At 63.1% G+C, this 18831-nt stretch carries 18 protein-coding genes; 12 read left to right on the top strand and 6 right to left on the bottom strand.

The window, feature by feature from the left end; all coding sequences use genetic code 11:
- The 3 genes from LGH82_RS11190 to LGH82_RS11180 all read left to right on the top strand — a co-directional run bounded on the left by LGH82_RS11190 (position 1) and on the right by LGH82_RS11180 (position 4000).
- A complete protein-coding gene (locus LGH82_RS11190) occupies positions 1–942 on the top strand; it encodes a glycine--tRNA ligase subunit alpha (protein ID WP_227348542.1) in 942 nt (313 codons plus the stop codon).
- Between the two features lie 363 nt (positions 943–1305).
- The gene (gene glyS / locus LGH82_RS11185) at positions 1306–3462 is read left to right on the top strand and encodes a glycine--tRNA ligase subunit beta (protein ID WP_227348541.1); all 2157 of its coding nucleotides are present in this window, start codon (positions 1306–1308) and stop codon (positions 3460–3462) included.
- Positions 3463–3673: 211 nt separating this feature from the next.
- Complete coding sequence (locus tag LGH82_RS11180; protein ID WP_227348540.1) at positions 3674–4000, top strand: ATPase; 327 nt, start codon at positions 3674–3676, stop codon at positions 3998–4000.
- 105 nt (positions 4001–4105) lie between these two features.
- Here LGH82_RS11180 and LGH82_RS11175 read toward each other — a convergent pair whose 3' ends face one another.
- Positions 4106–4597 (bottom strand): hypothetical protein, encoded by a 492-nt coding sequence (locus tag LGH82_RS11175; protein WP_227348539.1) that lies wholly within the window; start codon positions 4595–4597, stop codon positions 4106–4108.
- A 160-nt stretch (positions 4598–4757) separates the two neighbouring features.
- On the opposite strand from LGH82_RS11175, the gene LGH82_RS11170 reads away from it, so the two are divergent.
- The 3 genes from LGH82_RS11170 to LGH82_RS11160 all read left to right on the top strand — a co-directional run bounded on the left by LGH82_RS11170 (position 4758) and on the right by LGH82_RS11160 (position 7922).
- Positions 4758–5732 (top strand): L-threonylcarbamoyladenylate synthase, encoded by a 975-nt coding sequence (locus LGH82_RS11170; RefSeq protein WP_227348538.1) that lies wholly within the window; start codon positions 4758–4760, stop codon positions 5730–5732.
- Positions 5733–5741: 9 nt separating this feature from the next.
- Positions 5742–7172 carry an FAD-binding oxidoreductase gene (locus tag LGH82_RS11165; RefSeq protein ID WP_227348537.1) on the top strand — a complete coding sequence of 477 codons (1431 nt, stop codon included), beginning with the start codon at positions 5742–5744 and terminating at the stop codon, positions 7170–7172.
- Positions 7173–7355: 183 nt separating this feature from the next.
- Entirely contained in the window at positions 7356–7922 is a 567-nt protein-coding gene (locus tag LGH82_RS11160; RefSeq protein ID WP_227348536.1) for a DUF6101 family protein, read from the top strand.
- A gap of 41 nt (positions 7923–7963) precedes the next feature.
- Here the strand turns inward: LGH82_RS11160 and ubiA are convergent, their stop codons facing one another.
- Complete coding sequence (gene ubiA / locus LGH82_RS11155; RefSeq protein ID WP_227348535.1) at positions 7964–8947, bottom strand: 4-hydroxybenzoate octaprenyltransferase; 984 nt, start codon at positions 8945–8947, stop codon at positions 7964–7966.
- A gap of 62 nt (positions 8948–9009) precedes the next feature.
- A complete protein-coding gene (locus LGH82_RS11150; RefSeq protein WP_227348534.1) occupies positions 9010–9921 on the bottom strand; it encodes a LysR family transcriptional regulator in 912 nt (303 codons plus the stop codon).
- A gap of 89 nt (positions 9922–10010) precedes the next feature.
- On the opposite strand from LGH82_RS11150, the gene LGH82_RS11145 reads away from it, so the two are divergent.
- Both LGH82_RS11145 and purD read left to right on the top strand, forming a co-directional pair.
- Entirely contained in the window at positions 10011–10805 is a 795-nt protein-coding gene (locus LGH82_RS11145; protein WP_227348533.1) for a phytanoyl-CoA dioxygenase family protein, read from the top strand.
- 155 nt (positions 10806–10960) lie between these two features.
- Positions 10961–12238, top strand: coding sequence for a phosphoribosylamine--glycine ligase (purD, locus tag LGH82_RS11140; protein WP_227348532.1), 1278 nt, complete (start codon positions 10961–10963; stop codon positions 12236–12238).
- Between the two features lie 42 nt (positions 12239–12280).
- On the opposite strand, the gene LGH82_RS11135 is transcribed toward purD, so the two are convergent.
- Positions 12281–13441 (bottom strand): glycoside hydrolase family 25 protein, encoded by a 1161-nt coding sequence (locus LGH82_RS11135; RefSeq protein ID WP_413771440.1) that lies wholly within the window; start codon positions 13439–13441, stop codon positions 12281–12283.
- A gap of 128 nt (positions 13442–13569) precedes the next feature.
- Positions 13570–13806, bottom strand: coding sequence for a hypothetical protein (locus tag LGH82_RS11130; protein ID WP_227348531.1), 237 nt, complete (start codon positions 13804–13806; stop codon positions 13570–13572).
- Between the two features lie 205 nt (positions 13807–14011).
- Between LGH82_RS11130 and LGH82_RS11125 the strand changes: the two genes are divergently transcribed.
- Entirely contained in the window at positions 14012–15781 is a 1770-nt protein-coding gene (locus LGH82_RS11125) for an acyl-CoA dehydrogenase (RefSeq protein WP_227348530.1), read from the top strand.
- 22 nt (positions 15782–15803) lie between these two features.
- On the top strand, positions 15804–16556 hold the full coding sequence (locus LGH82_RS11120) for a crotonase/enoyl-CoA hydratase family protein (protein ID WP_227348529.1): 753 nt from the start codon (positions 15804–15806) through the stop codon (positions 16554–16556).
- A 9-nt stretch (positions 16557–16565) separates the two neighbouring features.
- Here the strand turns inward: LGH82_RS11120 and pdxH are convergent, their stop codons facing one another.
- Positions 16566–17183 carry a pyridoxamine 5'-phosphate oxidase gene (gene pdxH, locus LGH82_RS11115; RefSeq protein ID WP_227348528.1) on the bottom strand — a complete coding sequence of 206 codons (618 nt, stop codon included), beginning with the start codon at positions 17181–17183 and terminating at the stop codon, positions 16566–16568.
- A gap of 75 nt (positions 17184–17258) precedes the next feature.
- On the opposite strand from pdxH, the gene LGH82_RS11110 reads away from it, so the two are divergent.
- A complete protein-coding gene (locus LGH82_RS11110; RefSeq protein ID WP_227348527.1) occupies positions 17259–17714 on the top strand; it encodes an RT0821/Lpp0805 family surface protein in 456 nt (151 codons plus the stop codon).
- A gap of 98 nt (positions 17715–17812) precedes the next feature.
- Positions 17813–18742, top strand: coding sequence for a DnaJ C-terminal domain-containing protein (locus LGH82_RS11105; protein WP_227348526.1), 930 nt, complete (start codon positions 17813–17815; stop codon positions 18740–18742).
- The last annotated feature ends 89 nt before the right edge of the window (positions 18743–18831 follow it).

Below are 18831 nucleotides of genomic sequence, written 5' to 3'. Positions count from 1 at the left end.
GTGACAAACAACATCCCCGCCCATATGCACCCCAGCCGCTCCTTTCAGGGGCTGATCCTGACCTTGCACAATTACTGGGCGGAATATGGTTGCGTCATACTGCAGCCCTACGACATGGAAGTCGGCGCCGGCACGTTCCACCCGGCAACGACACTGCGCGCGCTCGGGCCAAAGCGTTGGAACGCCGCCTATGTGCAGCCTTCGCGCCGGCCCAAGGATGGCCGCTATGGCGAAAACCCGAACCGGCTGCAGCATTATTATCAATACCAGGTGATCCTGAAGCCGAACCCGCCCAACCTGCAGGAGCTCTATCTCGGCTCGCTCGCCGCGATCGGCGTCGATCCGCTGCTGCACGACATCCGCTTTGTCGAGGATGATTGGGAGAGCCCGACACTGGGCGCCTGGGGCCTCGGCTGGGAATGCTGGTGCGACGGCATGGAAGTGTCGCAGTTCACCTATTTCCAGCAGGTCTGCGGCATCGAATGCGCGCCGGTGGCGGGTGAGTTGACCTACGGGCTGGAGCGGCTGGCGACCTATCTTCAAGGCGTCGACAGCATTTTCGAGCTGAACTTCAATGGCCGCGAGGGTGCCGACAAGGTGACGTATGCCGACGTCTTCCTGCAGGCCGAGCAAGAGTATTCACGCCACAATTTCGAATACGCCAACACAGCGATGCTGCTGCGCCACTTCGAGGACGCGGAGGCCGAATGCAAGGCGTTGCTGGCTGCCGGCGCGCCGGCGTCGAATGACAATCTGCCGATGCACAGGATGGTCTTCCCCGCCTACGACCAGTGCATCAAGGCCAGCCACGTCTTCAACCTGCTCGACGCGCGCGGCGTGATTTCCGTTACCGAGCGGCAGAGCTACATCCTGCGCGTACGCAATCTGGCGAAGGCCTGCGGCGAGGCGCTGCTGACGCAGGCGGGCGGGCTGGCAGCTTAAGTCCGCGTCGAGGGAAGGGCGAAAACTTCCATCGTCTGCAAGGCGCGGCGAACGCCCGGCATTGCGAACGTGCCATGAACCTGCGCCGTGAAGCAGGCGCTGAGCGCCAGGATCTGCAGAAGTCTCGATGCCGTCTTCATGGTCGTTCAGCCAATGGTTCACTGCCTGAGCGTGGGTCGCTTCAGCGCTGCGTTCGGTTCATGGAAATCTTTGACCCAAGGACGGGCAAGTCGGCATCAGCCCGACAGCAGCCCGAAAATCTCCGGAAAATGGCCGAAGTCGGCGATCGGCGCGCGGAAAGGGTGACAGCGGCCAGCCGAGTTGCTATGCCCCGCGCGGACCCTTGCTGCGTGAGCCTCATCCATGCCTGACCTTCTTCTAGAACTCCGCTCCGAAGAGATTCCTGCCCGCATGCAGCGCAAGGCGGCGGGCGACCTGAAGAAGATGCTGACCGACGGCCTGGTCGAGGCCGGTCTGACCTATGAGGCGGCGCGCGAGTATTGGACGCCGCGCCGGCTGACGCTGGACATTCGCGGCCTGAACGCGCGTTCGAAGGATATCCGCGAGGAAATCAAAGGGCCTTCGACGACGGCGCCTGAACAGGCGGTCCAGGGGTTCCTGCGCAAGGCGGGCCTGTCTTCGATCACTGATGCGCATGTCCATTCCGATCCCAAGAAAGGCGATTTCTACGTCGCCCACATCTCGAAGCCAGGCCGGGCGGCGGAAGATATCATCGCCGAGCTGGTGCCGGGCATCATCCGTACTTTCCCCTGGCCGAAATCGATGCGCTGGGGGCCTGCCTCGGCGAAGCCAGGTTCCTTGCGCTGGGTGCGGCCGCTGCAGACAATCCTCTGCACCTTCGGCCCGGAGACCGAGGAACCGGTGATCGTCGATTTCGAGATCGACGGCATCCGTGCCGGCAATGTCACCTACGGCCATCGTTTCCATGCGCCGGGCGCTATCACCGTGCGTCGCTTCGACGACTATGTCTCCAAGCTCGAGGCGGCGAAGGTTGTGCTCGATGCAGACCGCCGCAAGGAGATCATCCTTGCTGATGCCAGGAACCTCGCTTTCGCCAACGGGCTCGACCTGATCGAGGATGAAGGCCTGCTGGAGGAGGTGTCCGGGCTCGTCGAATGGCCCGTCGTGCTGATGGGCGAATTCGAACAGGATTTTCTCGCCATTCCGGCCGAGGTGATCCGGCTGACGATCCGCGCCAACCAGAAGTGCTTCGTCACGCGGCCGCAAGGGGCGCTCGAGGGGCTTTCGAACCACTTCATCCTGACCGCCAACATCGAAGCCAGCGATGGCGGCAGGGAGATCGCGCGCGGCAACGGCAAGGTGGTGCGTGCACGCCTGTCCGATGCACTCTACTTCTGGAAGACCGACCAGGGTGATCTGCCGGATCTCGACCAGTTGCAGGCCTCGGCGGAAAAGTTCGGACTCGATCTGAACAAGCCGCTCGACCAGCGCATGGCCCGCCTCGACCATCTCGGCGTCACTTTCCATGCCAAGCTTGGCACGCAGGGCGAGCGGGTAGAGCGGATCAAGCGGCTGGCCGAAGAGCTGGCGCCAATCGTCGGCGCCGATACCGCGCTGGCAAGTCGCGCCACCGTTTTGGCTAAGGCCGATCTCACCACCGAAGTGGTCGGCGAATTTCCCGAACTGCAGGGCGCCATGGGCCGCAAATACGCGCTGCTCCAAGGAGAGCATCCATCCGTGGCCGCAGCCATCGAGGAACATTACAAGCCGCAAGGTCCGTCCGATTATGTGCCGAGCGACCCAGTCTCGGTCGCCGTCGCGCTCGCCGACAAGCTCGACACGCTGGTCGGCTTCTGGGCGATCGACGAGAAGCCGACTGGTTCGAAGGATCCTTACGCGCTGCGTCGTGCAGCGCTGGGCGTGGTCAGGATCCTGGTCGAAAATCGCATCCAGCTGAAACTGGCTTCAGTTTTCGGCAGCGCTGCCACGCGCTATGCAGGGGATAGTGCGGACCAGATCCGTGATCTCCTCGCTTTCTTCCACGATCGCCTGAAAGTCTATCTCCGCGACCAGGGCGCACGCCATGACCTGATCGACGCGGTGATCACGCCGCGGTCCGACGACCTCTTGCAGATCGTCCGTCGGGTCGAGGCACTCGGCAAATTCCTAGAGACCGAGGATGGCAGGAACCTGCTCGCCGGCACAAAGCGTGCGGCCAACATTCTGGCCGCCGAGGAGAAGAAGAAAACGCTGGTCGCCGAACATGTTGAGCCGGCGCTTCTTCGCGAAGACGCCGAGAAATCGCTGTTCGCGGCGGTGAATCAGGCTGAGAAGCAAGCCGGCGAAGCGATTCAAAACGAAGATTTTTCCGGCGCCATGCTGGCGCTTAGCGTGCTGCGCGAACCGGTTGATTCATTCTTTGAACGCGTTCTCGTGAATGATGAGGACCAGGCGGTGCGCGCCAATCGTCTCGCGCTGCTCACCCGCATCCGCACGGCAACCGGCCAGGTGGCGGACTTCTCCAAGATCGCCGGTTGAGAGTTCGAACCGAAGGTTCGTCTTGACGAAAGGCGGGCCCGGTTTTTTGCCCCGCTGACCTGTGGTTCGGACGGGACCATGCTATGAAAAATGGGCTCTGTGCCCTGAGAAAAAATTTGTTCCAACCGGCCGTTCAAGCCGGCTTACAGTCATATGACGATGATCTCTCCGTGGCAAAAGGGACATGTTCCCCAACCCCACGGAGGCTTCCATGAATTCCGCTCACGAAATCGAAGTGACTGAAGAAACCTCGGGCACCGCCGAGGCGCTTGAATCCGTCTCCGAAACCACCGTCGATCATGCAGCCGCCGCGGTCGAGGCCGCCGACCTGTCGCATGAGCACGAGGAAGGCGACGACCACGAGGAGAGCGAAGGCGAAGAAGCCGCTACCCTCTCGGACGACGATGAAGACGAAGAAGACGGCGAACACGGTGATGAAGAAGATGCCGAAGAAGGCGTGAAGGCTGAAGGCGATCACGCTGACGACGAGGAAGATGACGAAGAATCCGACGACGCTGACGAACACGTCGCGGCCTGAGATATTCCACCTGCGATTTCTGTCGACGGAACAGGGCGGCGTGCGAGCGTCGCCCTGTTTTGCTGCCGGTGCCTTCGGCGTCCCGTCAGCGTTCGAGAATGTCAGCTATTTGAGTTTTCCGATACCGGGGACGGGAGTCGGCTGTGGTGTCGCGGCAGGCGTGCCCGCGGATGATGCAACCTTCTTGTTGGACGCCATGCCGTTCGCGGGAGTTGCTGCAGCGGTTCCCGATGGCGGCGTGGGGGCGGTTGCCACCGGTGCTGGTGCGGCAGCGGTTCCAGCGCGCGGCGCGGGCGTATCAAAGGCGCCACCGACGACGCCGCCGCGAATGATCATCGGAGCTTGCATCGGCCCATGGTTGGCCACGGGCTGGTCAGGGAGTGCGGCCACCTTCTCATAGGTGACATCCGGCATCGGCTCGCCGAGCGCCACGACAGAGGACTTGATGTCGGCTGCCTTGGACTGTTCAAGTGCGACGAGCCTGATGACGGACGGCGTCGAGCCTGGCGGTCCAAGAACGATGAGCGACGACGCCTGTGCCGTACCGCCTATTGCCGCCAGCGACAGAGCGACAGAACCGATGATGTGAATACGCACGATGGTAACCCCTTGCCCAGCAAGCCGACACCATACCGTGCGGGAATTGATGTCGGCTTGCGCGGAAACATACCATTTTAGGGATTTAGAATTCGCCAATGCCCGCACTTGCCCCGCGGGCACCGCCGTACTACGCACCAGCCTCCATGAGGTGATGAGAGTGGCTGAGATAATTGTCGTCGGGGAGGCGATGGAGCGGGCGCTGGCGCTGCTCGAAGGTGGCGATGTCGTCGCCATACCTACCGAAACCGTCTATGGGCTCGCCGGGGACGCGACCAACGGCATTGGTGTCGCCCGCATTTTCGAGGCCAAGGGCCGCCCGCGCTTCAATCCGCTGATCGCCCATGTCGCCGATATGGCGATGGCCGAGCGCATCGCGCTGTTTGATCCTCTGTCCAGAAAGCTCGCCGAAACATTCTGGCCTGGCCCTTTGACGCTGGTGCTGCCGCAGCGGCCGGGCAACGGCATTCATCCGCTGGTCACCGCCGGGCTGGATACGATCGCGCTGCGCATGCCCCAAGGCTTTGGCGGCGACCTGATCGCCAGGCTCGGCCGCCCGCTGGCCGCGCCCAGCGCCAATTCATCCGGCAGGATCAGCGCGACGACGGCCCAGGCTGTGTCCGACGATCTCGGCGGCAGGATCAGGCTGGTGGTCGATGGCGGCGCGACACCGGTGGGGCTGGAATCGACGATCGTGAAGGTCGAGGGCTCGGAGGTGCGACTGCTGAGGCCCGGCGGAATCGCCGCCGGAGAGATCGAGTTGGTCCTGGGCAAGGCACTGCTGCGCGGCATAGCAGTGGGGATCGAGGCGCCGGGCATGCTCGCCTCCCACTATGCGCCGGGCGCAGCGGTGCGGCTCAATGCTCAGACCGTGGACGCCGGTGAAGCGTTGCTGGCTTTCGGCAATCGGCGTGTCGACGGTTGGCAAGGAGCTATGGCACTCCTCAATCTGTCCGAGGCCGGTGACCTGCGTGAGGCGGCAAGCAATCTCTTTGCCTATATGCAGGATCTTGATCGCAGCGGCGCCGCGACGATCGCCGTGGAGCCGATCCCTTTCGAAGGACTGGGAGAAGCGATCAACGACAGGCTTTCGCGCGCCGCCGCCCCACGTGACAACATCGGCTCAGAGACATAGCTTTCAGACATGGCTGAAATTTCCGAAGACCTCGATCGCTCCCTCATCGACCGCTTCGCGGCAATCGTCGGCGACAAATACGCGCTGCGCGACCAGCAGGACATCGCACCTTATCTGATCGAGCGGCGCGGCCTGTGGCATGGCAGGACATCGCTGGTGCTCAGGCCCGGCAGCGTCGAAGAAGTCGGCCGCATCATGCGGCTGGCGACCGAGACCGGAACGCCCGTCGTGCCGCAGAGCGGCAACACCGGATTGGTCGGCGCCCAGGTGCCGGACAAGTCCGGCCACGAGATCATCCTGTCGCTGTCACGGTTGAACCGAATCCGCGAAATCGATGTCCTGTCCAACACGGTGACGGTCGAGGCTGGCGTCATCCTGCAGACGCTGCAAGAGGCGGCCGATGCCGCCGACAGGCTGTTTCCGCTGTCGCTCGCCGCACAGGGGTCCTGTCAGATCGGCGGCAACCTTTCCTCCAATGCCGGCGGCACCGGCGTGCTTGCCTATGGCAATGCGCGGGAACTCTGCCTGGGTGTCGAAGTGGTCTTGCCGACCGGCGAAGTTTTCGACGACCTGCGCAAGCTGAAGAAGGACAACACCGGCTACGACCTCAAGAACCTGTTCGTCGGCGCGGAAGGCACGCTCGGCGTCATCACCGCCGCCGTGCTCAAGCTTTTTCCGAAGCCCAAGGGCCGCGAAGTGGCCTTTGTCGGCCTGTCGTCGCCGGAAGCAGCACTGTCCCTGTTCGGCCTGGCAATGGACTGCGCCGGTGCCGCGCTCACCGCTTTCGAGCTGATCGGCAGGCGGCCATACGACTTCACCCTTGCGCACGCCCAGGGCGTGACCCGGCCGCTGGTCGATGACTGGCCCTGGTATGTGCTGATGCAGATTTCTTCAGGCCGCTCGGCCGAGGACGCAAGGGGCTTGATCGAGGAGGTGCTGTCAGCCGGCCTCGAGCAGGAGATCGTCGGGGACGCAGTCATCGCCGCAAGCCTCGCGCAGGACGACGCCTTCTGGAATTTCCGCGAGGTGCTGCCCGAAGCGCAAAAGCCCGAGGGCGCGTCGATCAAGCACGACATTTCAGTGCCGATCGCGTCGATACCGGACTTCATCGAAAAAGCCGCCGGCGCCGTGGCTTCGGTGAGCCCGAGTGCACGTGTCGTCTGCTTCGGCCACATGGGCGACGGCAATCTGCACTACAATATCTCCCGGCCCGCCGACGGCGATGACCAGGCGTTCCTCGACCTTTACCATGCCATGAACAAGGCGGTGCATGACGTGGTGCGGGGCTTCCACGGTTCGATCTCGGCAGAGCACGGCATCGGCCAGCTGAAGCGGGACGAACTGATCGCCACGGCGCCGCCAATGGCGATCGATCTGATGCGCAGAGTAAAGGCGGCGTTCGATCCGGCGGGGATCATGAATCCCGGTAAGGTTATCTAATCCTTTCAAGATGTTGTGTCTGGTTGCATTCCGATAACCATCCCTGAGATCAGCAAAATTTAACCGACTTTCTTAAGCCCGGCGGTAAGGACCCGGCGCTACTGTCTCCTCACAAACGAGGTCGGAAAAACCGGCCCGGAGAGAACCGGATACCGGCTCTCAGGAGAGACAGGAAGGCACCGTATGAACACCGGACTGAAGCCAGTCTGGGCGGGACGCAACATGCGCCTCGACCCATTTCGCCTGCCGCAAGTGGTGAGTTACGCCACGCGCGACGACTATGGCGACGTTACCTTCACCATCGACCATCGCGGCGCCGTTATTCGCCGCATGCTGGAGATGAGCGGCGTGCCGGCGATCATCGCTCTGCCCGCCAACGCGTTCCGCGGCGTTGCCGCCCGCGCGATGGAGGATCCCGATGGCAATGTCACGGTGACGCTGGAACTGCTGCACAATGATCCGATGCTGTCGGTGCCGCTGCTTGTGGCCGACGATCTCGACGATGTCGCCGCCGACTGGCGCGCCTGGGCCGACGCCTACCGCCTGCCTATGCTGCTGATCGAGTCCGATGGCGTTGCCCGCACCCTGGAAGAATCGCTTGGCGAGGCCATCAAGACGCTGCCGGCGCAGGATCGTCGCAAGGGGCGTATTTCCACCATGCGCCGCCCTCGCTTCCTCGCTCGCCGCAGGGCAGGCGACCTGGGTCTCAGGCTGGTCATCGGCGGCCAGGAGATCATCTCGCGAGACTGAGCTTGATCCCGATTTGGGATATGCTCGAAAAGGCGATGCCGCTACACCAGCGGCTTCAGCGCCACCCACACCGCACCGCCGATCAGCCCGAGAAAGATCAGCCAGCCGACCTGGTTATTCGACTTGAACAGCCGAAGGCATTGGTCCGCATCGTCGATTTCCAGCACGGAAATCTGCCTGATCATATGGGCGCCGGCGGCGATCAATCCGGCCAGTGCTGGCACTGGCGCCTGCGCTGACGCAAAGGCGATGGCAAAGCACACCAGTGCCCCGCCATAGAGCCCGACGAGCCAGGTCTTGGTGTTGTCGCCGAACAGCCTTGCGGTCGAGCGCACGCCCACCAGGGCGTCGTCTTCCTTGTCCTGGTGGGCGTAGATCGTGTCATAGCCGATCACCCACAGGATCGAGCCGATGTAGAGCATGATCGCCGGACCGTCGATGTCGCCGAATTCCACGGCCCATCCCATCAACGCGCCCCAGGAAAACGCAAGGCCGAGCACGAATTGCGGCCAGTTGGTGAACCGTTTCATGAACGGATAGACAGCGACGATGGCAAGTGAACAGATGCCAAGCAGGATGGCAAAACTGTTGAACTGCAAGAGAACCGCAAGTCCCGCCAGCGCCTGAATGACGAGAAACAACCATGCCCGCCGGCGCGTGACCTTGCCCGACGGCAGCGGCCGCGACCGCGTCCGCTCGACCTGATTATCGATGTCCTGGTCGACGAGGTCGTTGTAGGTGCAACCGGCGCCGCGCATGGCGATGGCACCGATCAGGAATAGCCCGAGATACCAGGGCGCCGGCAGCAGCGAGAGCAGCGGGTCGCCGGGGCGCGGATAGGCGCTCGCCGCAAGTGCCGCCGACCACCAGCAGGGCCACAGCAGCAACTGCCAGCCGATCGGCCGGTCCCACCGGGCAAGCTGCGCGTAGGGCCACAGCCAGCGCGGCAGCACCCGGTAGACCCAATGGCCGCTCGGTGCGTCGGCGACGCGGCCCTGGGCTGCTTTCGACTGGACAGGTTCCATCGTGCTGGAGTGGCAGTGAAGGCCGAAGCCGTCAAGCGCTAAGCCCCGCCCTCAAACAAGTATCATGACGCGAAAACATCATGGACCGAGAACCAGCCTTTCGCCACATCGATAAACGCCAGCGCGGCGTTCGACAGCCGCTGGCGTGTGTCATGCGTGAGGATGATTCTCTGCATGGGCAGCGGGTCCGATATCGGTTTGCAGACCAGCGGCAGGCCGTCATAGCTGCGGTCGCCATGCGGCCTCGTGTAGCTCACCGCGACGCCAAAGCCGTTGGCGACCATGCTGCGCTGGAGTTCGAACGAGCTTGTCGTGATATCAGCCACGGGGGAGAGGCCGCGGCTCAGGAACAGGTCGAGCATATGCTGCCAGCTCTGAGGCTGGTCCGTGGTGATCAACGGATAGGCGGCCAGATCCGCCAGGCTGACCGCTGGACGATCCGCCAGCGGGTGCCCGGCCGGCAGGAGCGCATGCGGCCGAAGTTCGTGCAGCAGGATGCGGGCGAAGTGCGAGGGCAGGCCGAGATCATAGGTCAGGCCCAGGTCCACGGCGGAATCGAGGATGCGTCGTCCCAGCGTCTCGAAGGTCTCGTCGCGCACGACCATCCTGACAGCCGGACAGCGTTCCGAGAAGGACCGGATGAGCGCCGGCGCGAAATAGGGTGCGAGGTCCTCGAAACATCCCAGCACCAGTTCGCCGGCGACGGCCGCTTCGCGTGATCCAAGACCGGCGAGCTCGTCCGCCTCGGCCAGAACCTGCTTCGCCTTGGCCACCGCCGAGCGACCAAAGGAGGTCAGCGATATGCCGCTTCCCCGCTGCCGGACGAAGAGTTTTTGGCCGAAGGCCTGCTCGACATTGTCGATCGCAACGGAAATCGAAGGCTGTGAGACATTCAGCGTTCTTGCGGCGGCGGTGACGCTGCCGTGCCGGGCGACGGTTACCATGTAGCGCAGCTGAACGAGCGTCAAATTCATAGGATGTCACTATATGCTGTATGAGAAGTTATTATTTTACCCGATATGAAAGCGCTGCGATAGTAGGCCATCCAAGGCAGGAGAAACCAATGGCTTCCCAACATATCGACAACCAGACAATTGCCGACTACCAGCGCGACGGTGCGGTCTGCATACGCGGTGCCTTCAAGGGCTGGGTCGATACGATCGCAGCCGGTATCGAGCGCAACATGCAGGACCGCAGCGCCACCGCGTCCGACATAGCCAATGGCCGCGGCAGTTTCTTCGACGATTACTGCAACTGGGAGCGCATCCCCGAATTCACGAAAGTCGTCAGGGAATCACCGGCCGCGGCAATCGCGGCGGCGGTGATGCAATCGCGCACCGCCCAGTTTTTTCACGACCACGTTCTGGTCAAGGAGCCGGGTACGCAGAAGCCGACGCCCTGGCATCAGGACATCCCCTACTATTTCGTCGACGGACAGCAGACGGTCAGCTTCTGGATTCCCATCGATCCGGTGAAGGAGGCAACGCTGCGCCTGATCGCCGGCTCCCACAAATGGGACAAGATGATCCTGCCGGTGCGCTGGCTCGACGACAGCAACTTCTACGCTGGCGACAGCGATTATCTGCCGGTGCCCGACCCCGACAACGATCCGACCCTGAAGGTCCTCGAATGGGAAATGGAGCCGGGCGACGCGATCCTGTTCGACTTCAGGACCGCGCATGGCGCGCGCGGCAACATGACGCCGGCACGGCGCAGGGCGCTCTCGCTGCGTTGGGTCGGTGACGACGCGCGCTATGTCGAGCGGCCCGGCCGCACGTCCCCTCCCTATACCGGCCATGACATGAAGCCCGGCCAGAAACTGCGCGAGGATTGGTTCCCGGTCGTCTTCCAGGGCTGATGCCGACCGCCCAAGGTACGCATCAGGACGCGCGGAGGCGACCTGATGCCACAATGTTCCGGTGTGCAATCGCAGCGAAAGTCGCCAAATGTCTTGACCCGTCGGCGAACGGGCAATAGCGCAGTCTCGTTGTCGAATGGCAAAGGGATACTGGCATGCGCGTTTTGTTGATCGGCTCCGGCGGCCGCGAACATGCCTTGGCCTGGAAGATCGCGGCATCGCCACTGCTGACCAAGCTCTACGCGACGCCCGGCAATCCCGGCATCGGCCGCGAAGCCGAACTGGTCAAGCTCGACATTGCCGATCAGGCATCCGTCACGGCCTTCTGCAAGGACAAGGCGATCGACCTCGTCGTCGTCGGGCCGGAAGGGCCGCTGGTCGCCGGCATTGCCGATGACCTGCGCGCCCAGAATATTCGGGTCTTCGGCCCTTCCAAGGCCGCGGCGCGGCTGGAAGGCTCCAAGGGTTTCACCAAGGATCTCTGCGCCAGATACAATATCCCGACCGCTGCCTATGGCCGCTTTGGCGATCTGGCTTCGGCGCAGGCTTATGTCGAAAAGATGGGTGCGCCGATCGTCATCAAGGCCGATGGTCTCGCCGCCGGCAAGGGCGTGACTGTCGCCATGACAATCGACGAAGCGCGGGCCGCACTCGCGGCCTGTTTCGATGGCTCCTTCGGAAGCGCCGGCGCCGAAGTGGTGGTGGAGGAATTCATGACCGGCGAGGAGGCAAGTTTCTTCTGCCTCTGCGACGGCGTCACCGCGCTGCCCTTCGGCACCGCGCAGGACCACAAGCGCGTCGCTGATGGCGACACCGGTCCCAACACCGGCGGCATGGGCGCCTATTCGCCGGCCCCGGTGATGACGCCGGAGATGATCGACCGCACGATGCGGGAAATCATCGCGCCAACCATGCGCGGCATGGCCGAGCTTGGAGCACCGTTTTCCGGCGTGCTCTTTGCCGGGTTGATGATCACCGAGAATGGACCGAAGCTGATCGAATACAACACCCGCTTCGGCGATCCCGAATGCCAGGTGCTGATGATGCGGCTGAAGGATGATCTGCTGGTTCTGCTCAATGCATCCGCCGACGGCCAGCTTGGGCACATGTCGGTGCGCTGGCGCGACGAGGCGGCGCTCACCGTGGTGCTGGCGGCCAGAGGCTATCCGGGTGCACCGGAGAAAGGGTCGGTCATTCGCGGGGTTGAAGAAGCGGCTAGCGACGGCGTCCAGATTTTTCATGCCGGTACGGCGATCAACAGCGGTGCGCTCGTCGCCAATGGCGGCCGCGTTCTCAACGTCACGGCGACCGGCAAGACCGTCGGCGAAGCGCAGAAAAAGGCCTATGCCGCCATCGACAAGATCGACTGGCCGCAGGGGTTCTGCCGTCGCGACATTGGCTGGCAGGCCGTGGCGCGGGAGCAGGCTGGCTGAGGCCGTTCCGCCAAGCTCGTTCCAACCTATCCAGGTAGCGGCTTAACGAAGCCCGTGGTCGAATCCGATCGAGCCGGTAGCGACGGGGTCGATGTCGGGCTTGAGTGCGGCCTGCTCATTGGAAGCGAAGCGTTTTCCAGTGCGCATCCAGGCCACATAGTCGGCAATGCCGCGCTGTTGGCGCGACACGGTCTTAACCACCGGCATATGGAAACCTTCGTGGAACGAGGCCCAGCGGGTGCCCAGCGCGGCGACGAGTTCGCTGAAGGTGGGCGGCGCCGCCACATTGGCATAGGTGATGGCGACATTACCCGCCAGGGCCGCCTCGCGTGGAATAGGCACGGGTATGCTGGCAAGGTAATCCACGGGAACGTCGATCAAGCCGCCGAACGGCCATAGTTCGCGCAGTTTTGCGGCATCCATCGCGGCAACATTGACGTCGATGTCATTGGGTGTGCCCGCAACCCTGTAGGGACATCGAAGCTTGCCGCAATTGGCTTGCGCCGAAAACTGCCACAATGCGTAGCGGTTCCAGTTGCCCATCGGAAAATGCGCGTCGATTGCCGGCTTGTAGCGGGCGTACCAGAGCGGCAGCCGCGACAGAAGCTGGTATTTGTAGCTGTTATCAGCGATGTGCTGGGCGGTCCTGCCATTGACGTAGAGGATGGGAAACCGGCCAAGCCGCCGATGCACCTGGCGGACAAATTCCTCGGCGTCCTCCAGCGACATCCATTGCGTGGGGTCATTGTCCTCAAGGTCGAGGGCAAGCAGATCATCCGGCCCCGGTTCGGCGAAATCGATGAAATTGTTGGCCTGCTCGACCGGATTGCCGGGGCGGGCGAGGTGATAGGCGCCCCATTTCAGGCCAAGTGCCTTGGCCACGACCTTACGTGTCTGGAACAGTTCGCGCGTGACGACATAGCGTCTCCACAACGCCTTGCAGAGCTGCACCTCGGTGTCCTTGCCGAAGCAGAAATAGGGCGGCGGCATGCCGTCCGACGCCTTGTTGATGAAGCCGACGATCCGCTTGTCGGTGGCAAGTTGCGCCCAGTCGATGGAATTGTATTCGTAGGCGTCGATGACCAGCGCGCGGTCGGCGTCCTTCCAGGGCTCGGAGAAGTCCGAGGCCTTTGCGGTTGGCGTGAATGCCATCGCGGCGGCGATGGCCAGAATCGCCAGGCGATGAAGGGCGTGCGCCGGCATTTCGGACAGGCTATCCCGTTGATCGAAGATCGATCCTGAACCGTCATGGTTAACGAAATGCTTGCGAGGGCTCTTTGCCGACGCCGGCGAGGCTGTCGGGCTTTGAGCGCCGAATGATGCAACGGCTTTTACCGGTGGTTGAGAGGCTGGATCTCGAACGGGTCGGGCGCCGGCGTCTGGGGCAATGTTCCCTCGGCCTCGCGTTTACGATGGTGCGCAAGCGAGCATCGCGGCGAGCACATTATGCCGCGATCCGACCAGTAGGCGGCGCCATTCTCGATCTTGCCTTGATGGTAGGAAAAACCTTCCGCCCGGTAGGGCAGTCCGCATTCGATGCAGCGGCAGGCGTCCGGTCCGGCAAGCATGGCGGGTTCCGATCTCGTGCCGAGCGCCTGTCAACTTTGTCGGGCGCTTGCCGAATTTAGCGCCTGTCCCGAAGTTTGCAAAATCCACGTGACAAAATTTGACGTTTACGTAAAAAGAAGACGGAGAGGCTGCCCCAAGGGCGGATGGTCTTGCGCTCGCGTAGGCCCTAGGGTTGGCACGCAAGATTGAGGAGGAGCGGGCGGCATGTATCGGGCACCGGTCGAGGAAATCGCCTTCACGCTGAAGCATGTGGCTGGCCTCAAGCCGGCGCTCGACGCCGGCATGTTCGGCGATCTTGGCGAGGATCTGGTCGATGCGATTCTTGGCGAGGCTGGCCGGTTCGCCACTGACGAGGTGGCCCCGCTCTACAAGGTCGGCGACGAGCGGGGAGCTGTGCTGAACGGCGCCGCCGTCACCACTCCACCCGGCTGGAAGGAACTCTATCGCCGCTGGATCGACGGCGGCTGGAACGCGCTGTCGGGACCCGAGGAGTTTGGCGGGCAGGCGCTGCCGACGATGCTCGGTGTCGCGGCGCTCGAAATGTGGAACTCCGCCGCCATGGCCTTCGGCATCGGCCCGACGCTCACGATGGGCGCGGTCGAGGCGCTCGACAAGCATGCTTCCGATGCGTTGAAGGCGAAGTATCTTGCAAAGCTGGTTTCCGGCGAGTGGATGGGCACGATGAACCTGACCGAGCCGCAGGCCGGCTCGGACCTCAACGCGCTGCGTGCCCGCGCCGAGCCCGCCGGCGACGGCACCTACCGCATCTTCGGCCAGAAGATTTTCATCACCTATGGCGAGCACGACTTCACCGACAACATCATCCATCTGGTTTTGGCGCGGCTGCCCGATGCGCCCGCCGGTACGCGCGGCATTTCGCTGTTCCTGGTGCCGAAATTCCTGGTGGGCGATGATGGCTCGCTTGGGGCACGCAACGACGTCTTCTGCTCCGGCCTGGAGCACAAGCTGGGCATCCACGCCTCGCCGACCTGCACCATGATCTATGGCGACGGCTTCGAGGGGGCCAAGCCCGGTGCGATCGGCTGGCTGATCGGCGAGGAGAACAAGGGGCTCGCCTGCATGTTCACGATGATGAACAATGCACGGCTCGCCGTCGGCATGCAGGGTGTGGCGGTCGCCGAGATGGCGACACAGAAGGCGCTCGCCTATGCCAATGACCGCCGGCAAGGCAAGGCCTCCGGCTATGATGGTGCCGGCATGGCGCCGATCATCCATCACCCGGACGTGCAGCGCACTATACTGACGATGAAGGCGCTGACGCAGACCGCGCGGGCCATCAGCTATTCCTGCGCCCACGCCATCGATCGCGCGCGCGTGTCCGCCGGCGACAATGCCGCCCATTGGCGCGACCGCGCCAATCTGCTGACGCCGTTGGCCAAGGCCTTTTCCACGGATGTCGGTGTCGATGTCGCCTCGCTTGGGGTGCAGGTCCATGGCGGCATGGGCTTCATCGAGGAAACAGGTGCGGCGGCCCTCTACCGCGATGCGCGCATCGCCCCGATCTACGAAGGCACCAATGGCATCCAGGCGATTGATCTGGTGACCCGCAAGCTACCTCTTGGCGGTGGTGAGCATGTGCACGGCTATATCGCCGAACTGGCTGACATTTCCCGCGCGGTGCGGGCGTCCAATGTCGAAGGCTTCGGCCGCACGGCCGATTGCCTTGATGAAGCGCTCGACGACCTGACGCAATCGACGCACTTCCTGCAAGGCTTGCTCAAGGACGGCCGGCAGGATGAGGCGCTGGCAGGTGCCACGCCGTATCTGCGGCTGATCTCGCTTGCCGCCGGAGGCACCTATCTGGCGCGCGGCGCGCTTGCCGACCAAAACCGCACGACGCTTTGTCGCTTCTTCGCCGAGAACCTGCTCGGCGAAGTGCACGCCCTGAAGGATCGTGTCATCGGCGGCGGCGAAAGCCTTGCCGCTGCCGGCAAGGCGCTGATTATCGCCTGACGTTTTTAAAAAGGATCGACCCGTGACAGATCATATCGTCGTCGAGCGCCAGGGCGCCATCCAGATCATCCGCATGAACCGTCCGGACAAGAAGAACGCGCTGACGCGCGCCATGTATGCGAAGATGTCTACTGCTCTGGCCGAGGGTGACGCCGATCCGGCGATCCGCGTCCATGTCTTCCTCGGCGTGCCCGGCGCCTTCTCTTCCGGCAACGACCTTGCCGATTTCATGGTCGTGGCCACCGGCGGCGATGGTGGCACCGAGGTCTGGGATTTCCTGATGGCGCTGGCCAGGGTCGAGAAACCGATTGTCTCCGGCGTCGATGGCATCGCGGTCGGTATCGGCACCACGCTCAACCTGCATTGCGACCTGACCTTCGCCACGCCGCGCACGGTCTTCAGGACGCCCTTCGTCGATCTCGGTCTGGTGCCAGAGGCGGGATCGAGCCTTCTGGCGCCGAGGATCTTGGGGCAACAGGGTGCATTCGCCTTGCTCGGCCTTGGCGAAGGCTTCTCGGCCGAGCGCGCGAAGGCCGCTGGTCTGATCTATGAGGTGGTCGAGGAGAGCGCTCTGGAGGCCTCGGTCTTGGCTGCGGCCGGCCAGATCGCGACCAAGCCGCCGCAGGCGCTGAAGATCGCACGCGATCTCATGCGCGGCTCGCGTGACGACCTTGTCGCCCGCATCGGCGAGGAAAGCGAACATTTCCGCGAGCGGCTGAAATCGGACGAGGCACGCGCCGCACTCACGGCGTTCATGACCAGAAAGAAAGCCTGAGCTTTGTCTTTACGGATATAGTCTCGTCTTGTCCCAGCCGCCCTTGCCGTCGCGCGAAAAGACGACGCGGTCATGCAGGCGGAACGGGCGATCGTGCCAGAATTCGATCGTCTGCGGCACGATGCGGAAACCCGACCAGTGCTTTGGCCGTGGAATGTCGCCGATGGCATGGCGAGCGGTGTATTCGGCGACAGCCTTCTCCAGCGCGAATCGGCTTTCCAGAGGCCGGGACTGTTTCGAGGCCCAGGCGCCGATGCGGCTGCCGCGCGGGCGCGTCACGTAATAGGCATCCGCTTCAGCGTCGCTGACGATCTCCACTGGCCCGCGAATGCGCACCTGCCGTCGCAGCGACTTCCAGTGAAAACACATCGCCGCCTTCATGCTGCCAAGAATCTCCCGGCCTTTGGCGCTCTCGAAATTCGTGTAGAAGACAAACCCGCCTTCATCGAAACCCTTGAGCAAGACCATCCGTATATCCGGCATGCCATCGGCGTCGACGGTCGCCAGCGCCACGCCGTTGGCGTCGTTGATTTCGCTCTTCGTGGCGTCGTCCAGCCATGCCGCAAAGAGGCGAAACGGCTCCGCCGCCTCTGTAAAGTCACCGCTTGTTAACTCTGCATCACTCATAGTTTTTCTCAAATTGTCGTGAAGCCAAGATTGTCACGAAGCCCAGATTGTCAGGAAGCAAAGGGAGGTTGCCTATTGTCGCGTATCGCGCAAGCTTTTGACAGCAGGCAATGGAGCGTTATCGCTTCGGCCAGCGCCAAAGCCGCGGTCGTGATGATCGCCATGCCGCTAGCCGGCTGTGGCACAGGTGGCTTCAGCCTGCAGAAAGCGGAAGTCGACCGCTCCCTCATCACCACACCTGCTTCGGCGACGCCGATCGATTCGGATCGGGCCTCGGACCAGACGACAATCCGCAACGCCGTATCATCGGCCGACATCCAGGAACTCGGCGGACAAGCCGTGCCGTGGGCGAATTCCGGCACCGGGTCGCGCGGTTCCATCACGGAGCTGGCTGAATTCAAGGACGGGGGCCAGCTTTGCCGCCGCTTTACCGCGTCGCGCGAAAGCTTCGACGGCGTCGCCCTTTTCAAGGGCGAAGCCTGTCTGGCGAGCGCTGGAGTCTGGCTCATGCAGGACTTCAAGGCGCTCTGATTTTCAGCACCTATTATTGGCGCTTCGGCACTGGAATTTCTTCCTATGCGAGCGCATATAAGGGCCAGTAGATTCACCCTTTCTTGCAGGCAGGACGCATGCGCGACCCCTATGAGGTTCTGGGCGTTGCCAAGAACGCATCGGCCAAGGACATAAAATCGGCTTATCGCAAGCTCGCCAAGAAGCATCATCCGGACCAGAACCCGAATGATCCCAAGGCGAAGGACCGGTTTTCCGCCGCCAACCAGGCTTACGAGATCGTCGGCGACGAGAAGAACCGGGCGGCGTTCGATCGTGGCGAGATCGACGCGGACGGCAAGCCGCGTTTCCAGGGCTTTGAAGGTGCCGCTGGCGGTGGCGACCCTTTCGGCGGCTTTCGCAAGCAGCAAGGGGCAGGCGGCTCGCGATTCGAGTTTCGCTCCGGTCGTCCGGGCGGCGATCCGTTCGATGGCAACAGCGATATCTTCAGTCAGATTTTCGGTGATGCCTTTTCGGGTGCACGCGGCGCTGGCCCGGGCGACCGCCGCCAGCCGGCGACCGCCGCCGATCTTAACGTCACGCTTGACGTGACGATCGAGGAAGCGGCGAACGCCGAAAAAGTGACGGCCATGTTCCCCGATGGCCGCAAGATCGCAGTCAAGCTGCCTGCCTATGTCGAGGATGGCCAGACCATTCGGCTGAAGGGACAGGGCGAGCAAGGACCCGGTCAGCCCGGCGACGCGCTGGTCAAGATTCACCTCCGTCGGCACCCACGCTACCGTATCGAGGGCCGTGACCTGCATGCCGATCTGCCGGTGACGCTGGCGGACGCGGTGCTTGGCGCCAAGGTGCCGGTCGAGACGCCGACCGGCAAACTCGCGGTCAACGTTCCGGCCTGGTCGAGCTCCGACAAGGTCCTGCGGCTGAAGGGCAGGGGTCTGCCGGAAAAAGCCGGCGGCCATGGCGATCTTTACGCGCATGTACGTTTGATGCTGCCGGAGGGTGGAGACAGCGCGCTCGAAGCGCTGATGCGCAGCCAAAAAGGCTGATCTCACACCTTTGTCCCCCGAACTGTCCGTGTTGAGCGCTTGAAGGGGCCCTGTGCCTGTGCGATAGGGCACTCCACAAAGCAGAAAAT

Source organism: Mesorhizobium sp. PAMC28654, assembly GCF_020616515.1.
In the GTDB taxonomy this organism is placed as follows: Bacteria; Pseudomonadota; Alphaproteobacteria; order Rhizobiales; family Rhizobiaceae; genus Mesorhizobium.
Note: the sequence above shows the minus strand (reverse complement) of the source record. Positions and strands in the feature narration are given on the sequence as shown.

What these genes read in the sequence shown, in the direction of transcription:
- glyS (WP_227348541.1), top strand. Translation starts at nt 1,306, where the DNA reads ATGCCTGACCTTCTTCTAGAACTCCGCTCCGAAGAGATTCCTGCCCGC.
- LGH82_RS11180 (WP_227348540.1), top strand. Translation starts at nt 3,674, where the DNA reads ATGAATTCCGCTCACGAAATCGAAGTGACTGAAGAAACCTCGGGCACC.
- LGH82_RS11165 (WP_227348537.1), top strand. Translation starts at nt 5,742, where the DNA reads ATGGCTGAAATTTCCGAAGACCTCGATCGCTCCCTCATCGACCGCTTC.
- LGH82_RS11160 (WP_227348536.1), top strand. Translation starts at nt 7,356, where the DNA reads ATGAACACCGGACTGAAGCCAGTCTGGGCGGGACGCAACATGCGCCTC.
- ubiA (WP_227348535.1), bottom strand. Translation starts at nt 8,947, where the DNA reads ATGGAACCTGTCCAGTCGAAAGCAGCCCAGGGCCGCGTCGCCGACGCA.
- LGH82_RS11150 (WP_227348534.1), bottom strand. Translation starts at nt 9,921, where the DNA reads ATGAATTTGACGCTCGTTCAGCTGCGCTACATGGTAACCGTCGCCCGG.
- LGH82_RS11145 (WP_227348533.1), top strand. Translation starts at nt 10,011, where the DNA reads ATGGCTTCCCAACATATCGACAACCAGACAATTGCCGACTACCAGCGC.
- purD (WP_227348532.1), top strand. Translation starts at nt 10,961, where the DNA reads ATGCGCGTTTTGTTGATCGGCTCCGGCGGCCGCGAACATGCCTTGGCC.
- LGH82_RS11135 (WP_413771440.1), bottom strand. Translation starts at nt 13,441, where the DNA reads ATGCCGGCGCACGCCCTTCATCGCCTGGCGATTCTGGCCATCGCCGCC.
- LGH82_RS11130 (WP_227348531.1), bottom strand. Translation starts at nt 13,806, where the DNA reads ATGCTTGCCGGACCGGACGCCTGCCGCTGCATCGAATGCGGACTGCCC.
- LGH82_RS11125 (WP_227348530.1), top strand. Translation starts at nt 14,012, where the DNA reads ATGTATCGGGCACCGGTCGAGGAAATCGCCTTCACGCTGAAGCATGTG.
- pdxH (WP_227348528.1), bottom strand. Translation starts at nt 17,183, where the DNA reads ATGAGTGATGCAGAGTTAACAAGCGGTGACTTTACAGAGGCGGCGGAG.
- LGH82_RS11105 (WP_227348526.1), top strand. Translation starts at nt 17,813, where the DNA reads ATGCGCGACCCCTATGAGGTTCTGGGCGTTGCCAAGAACGCATCGGCC.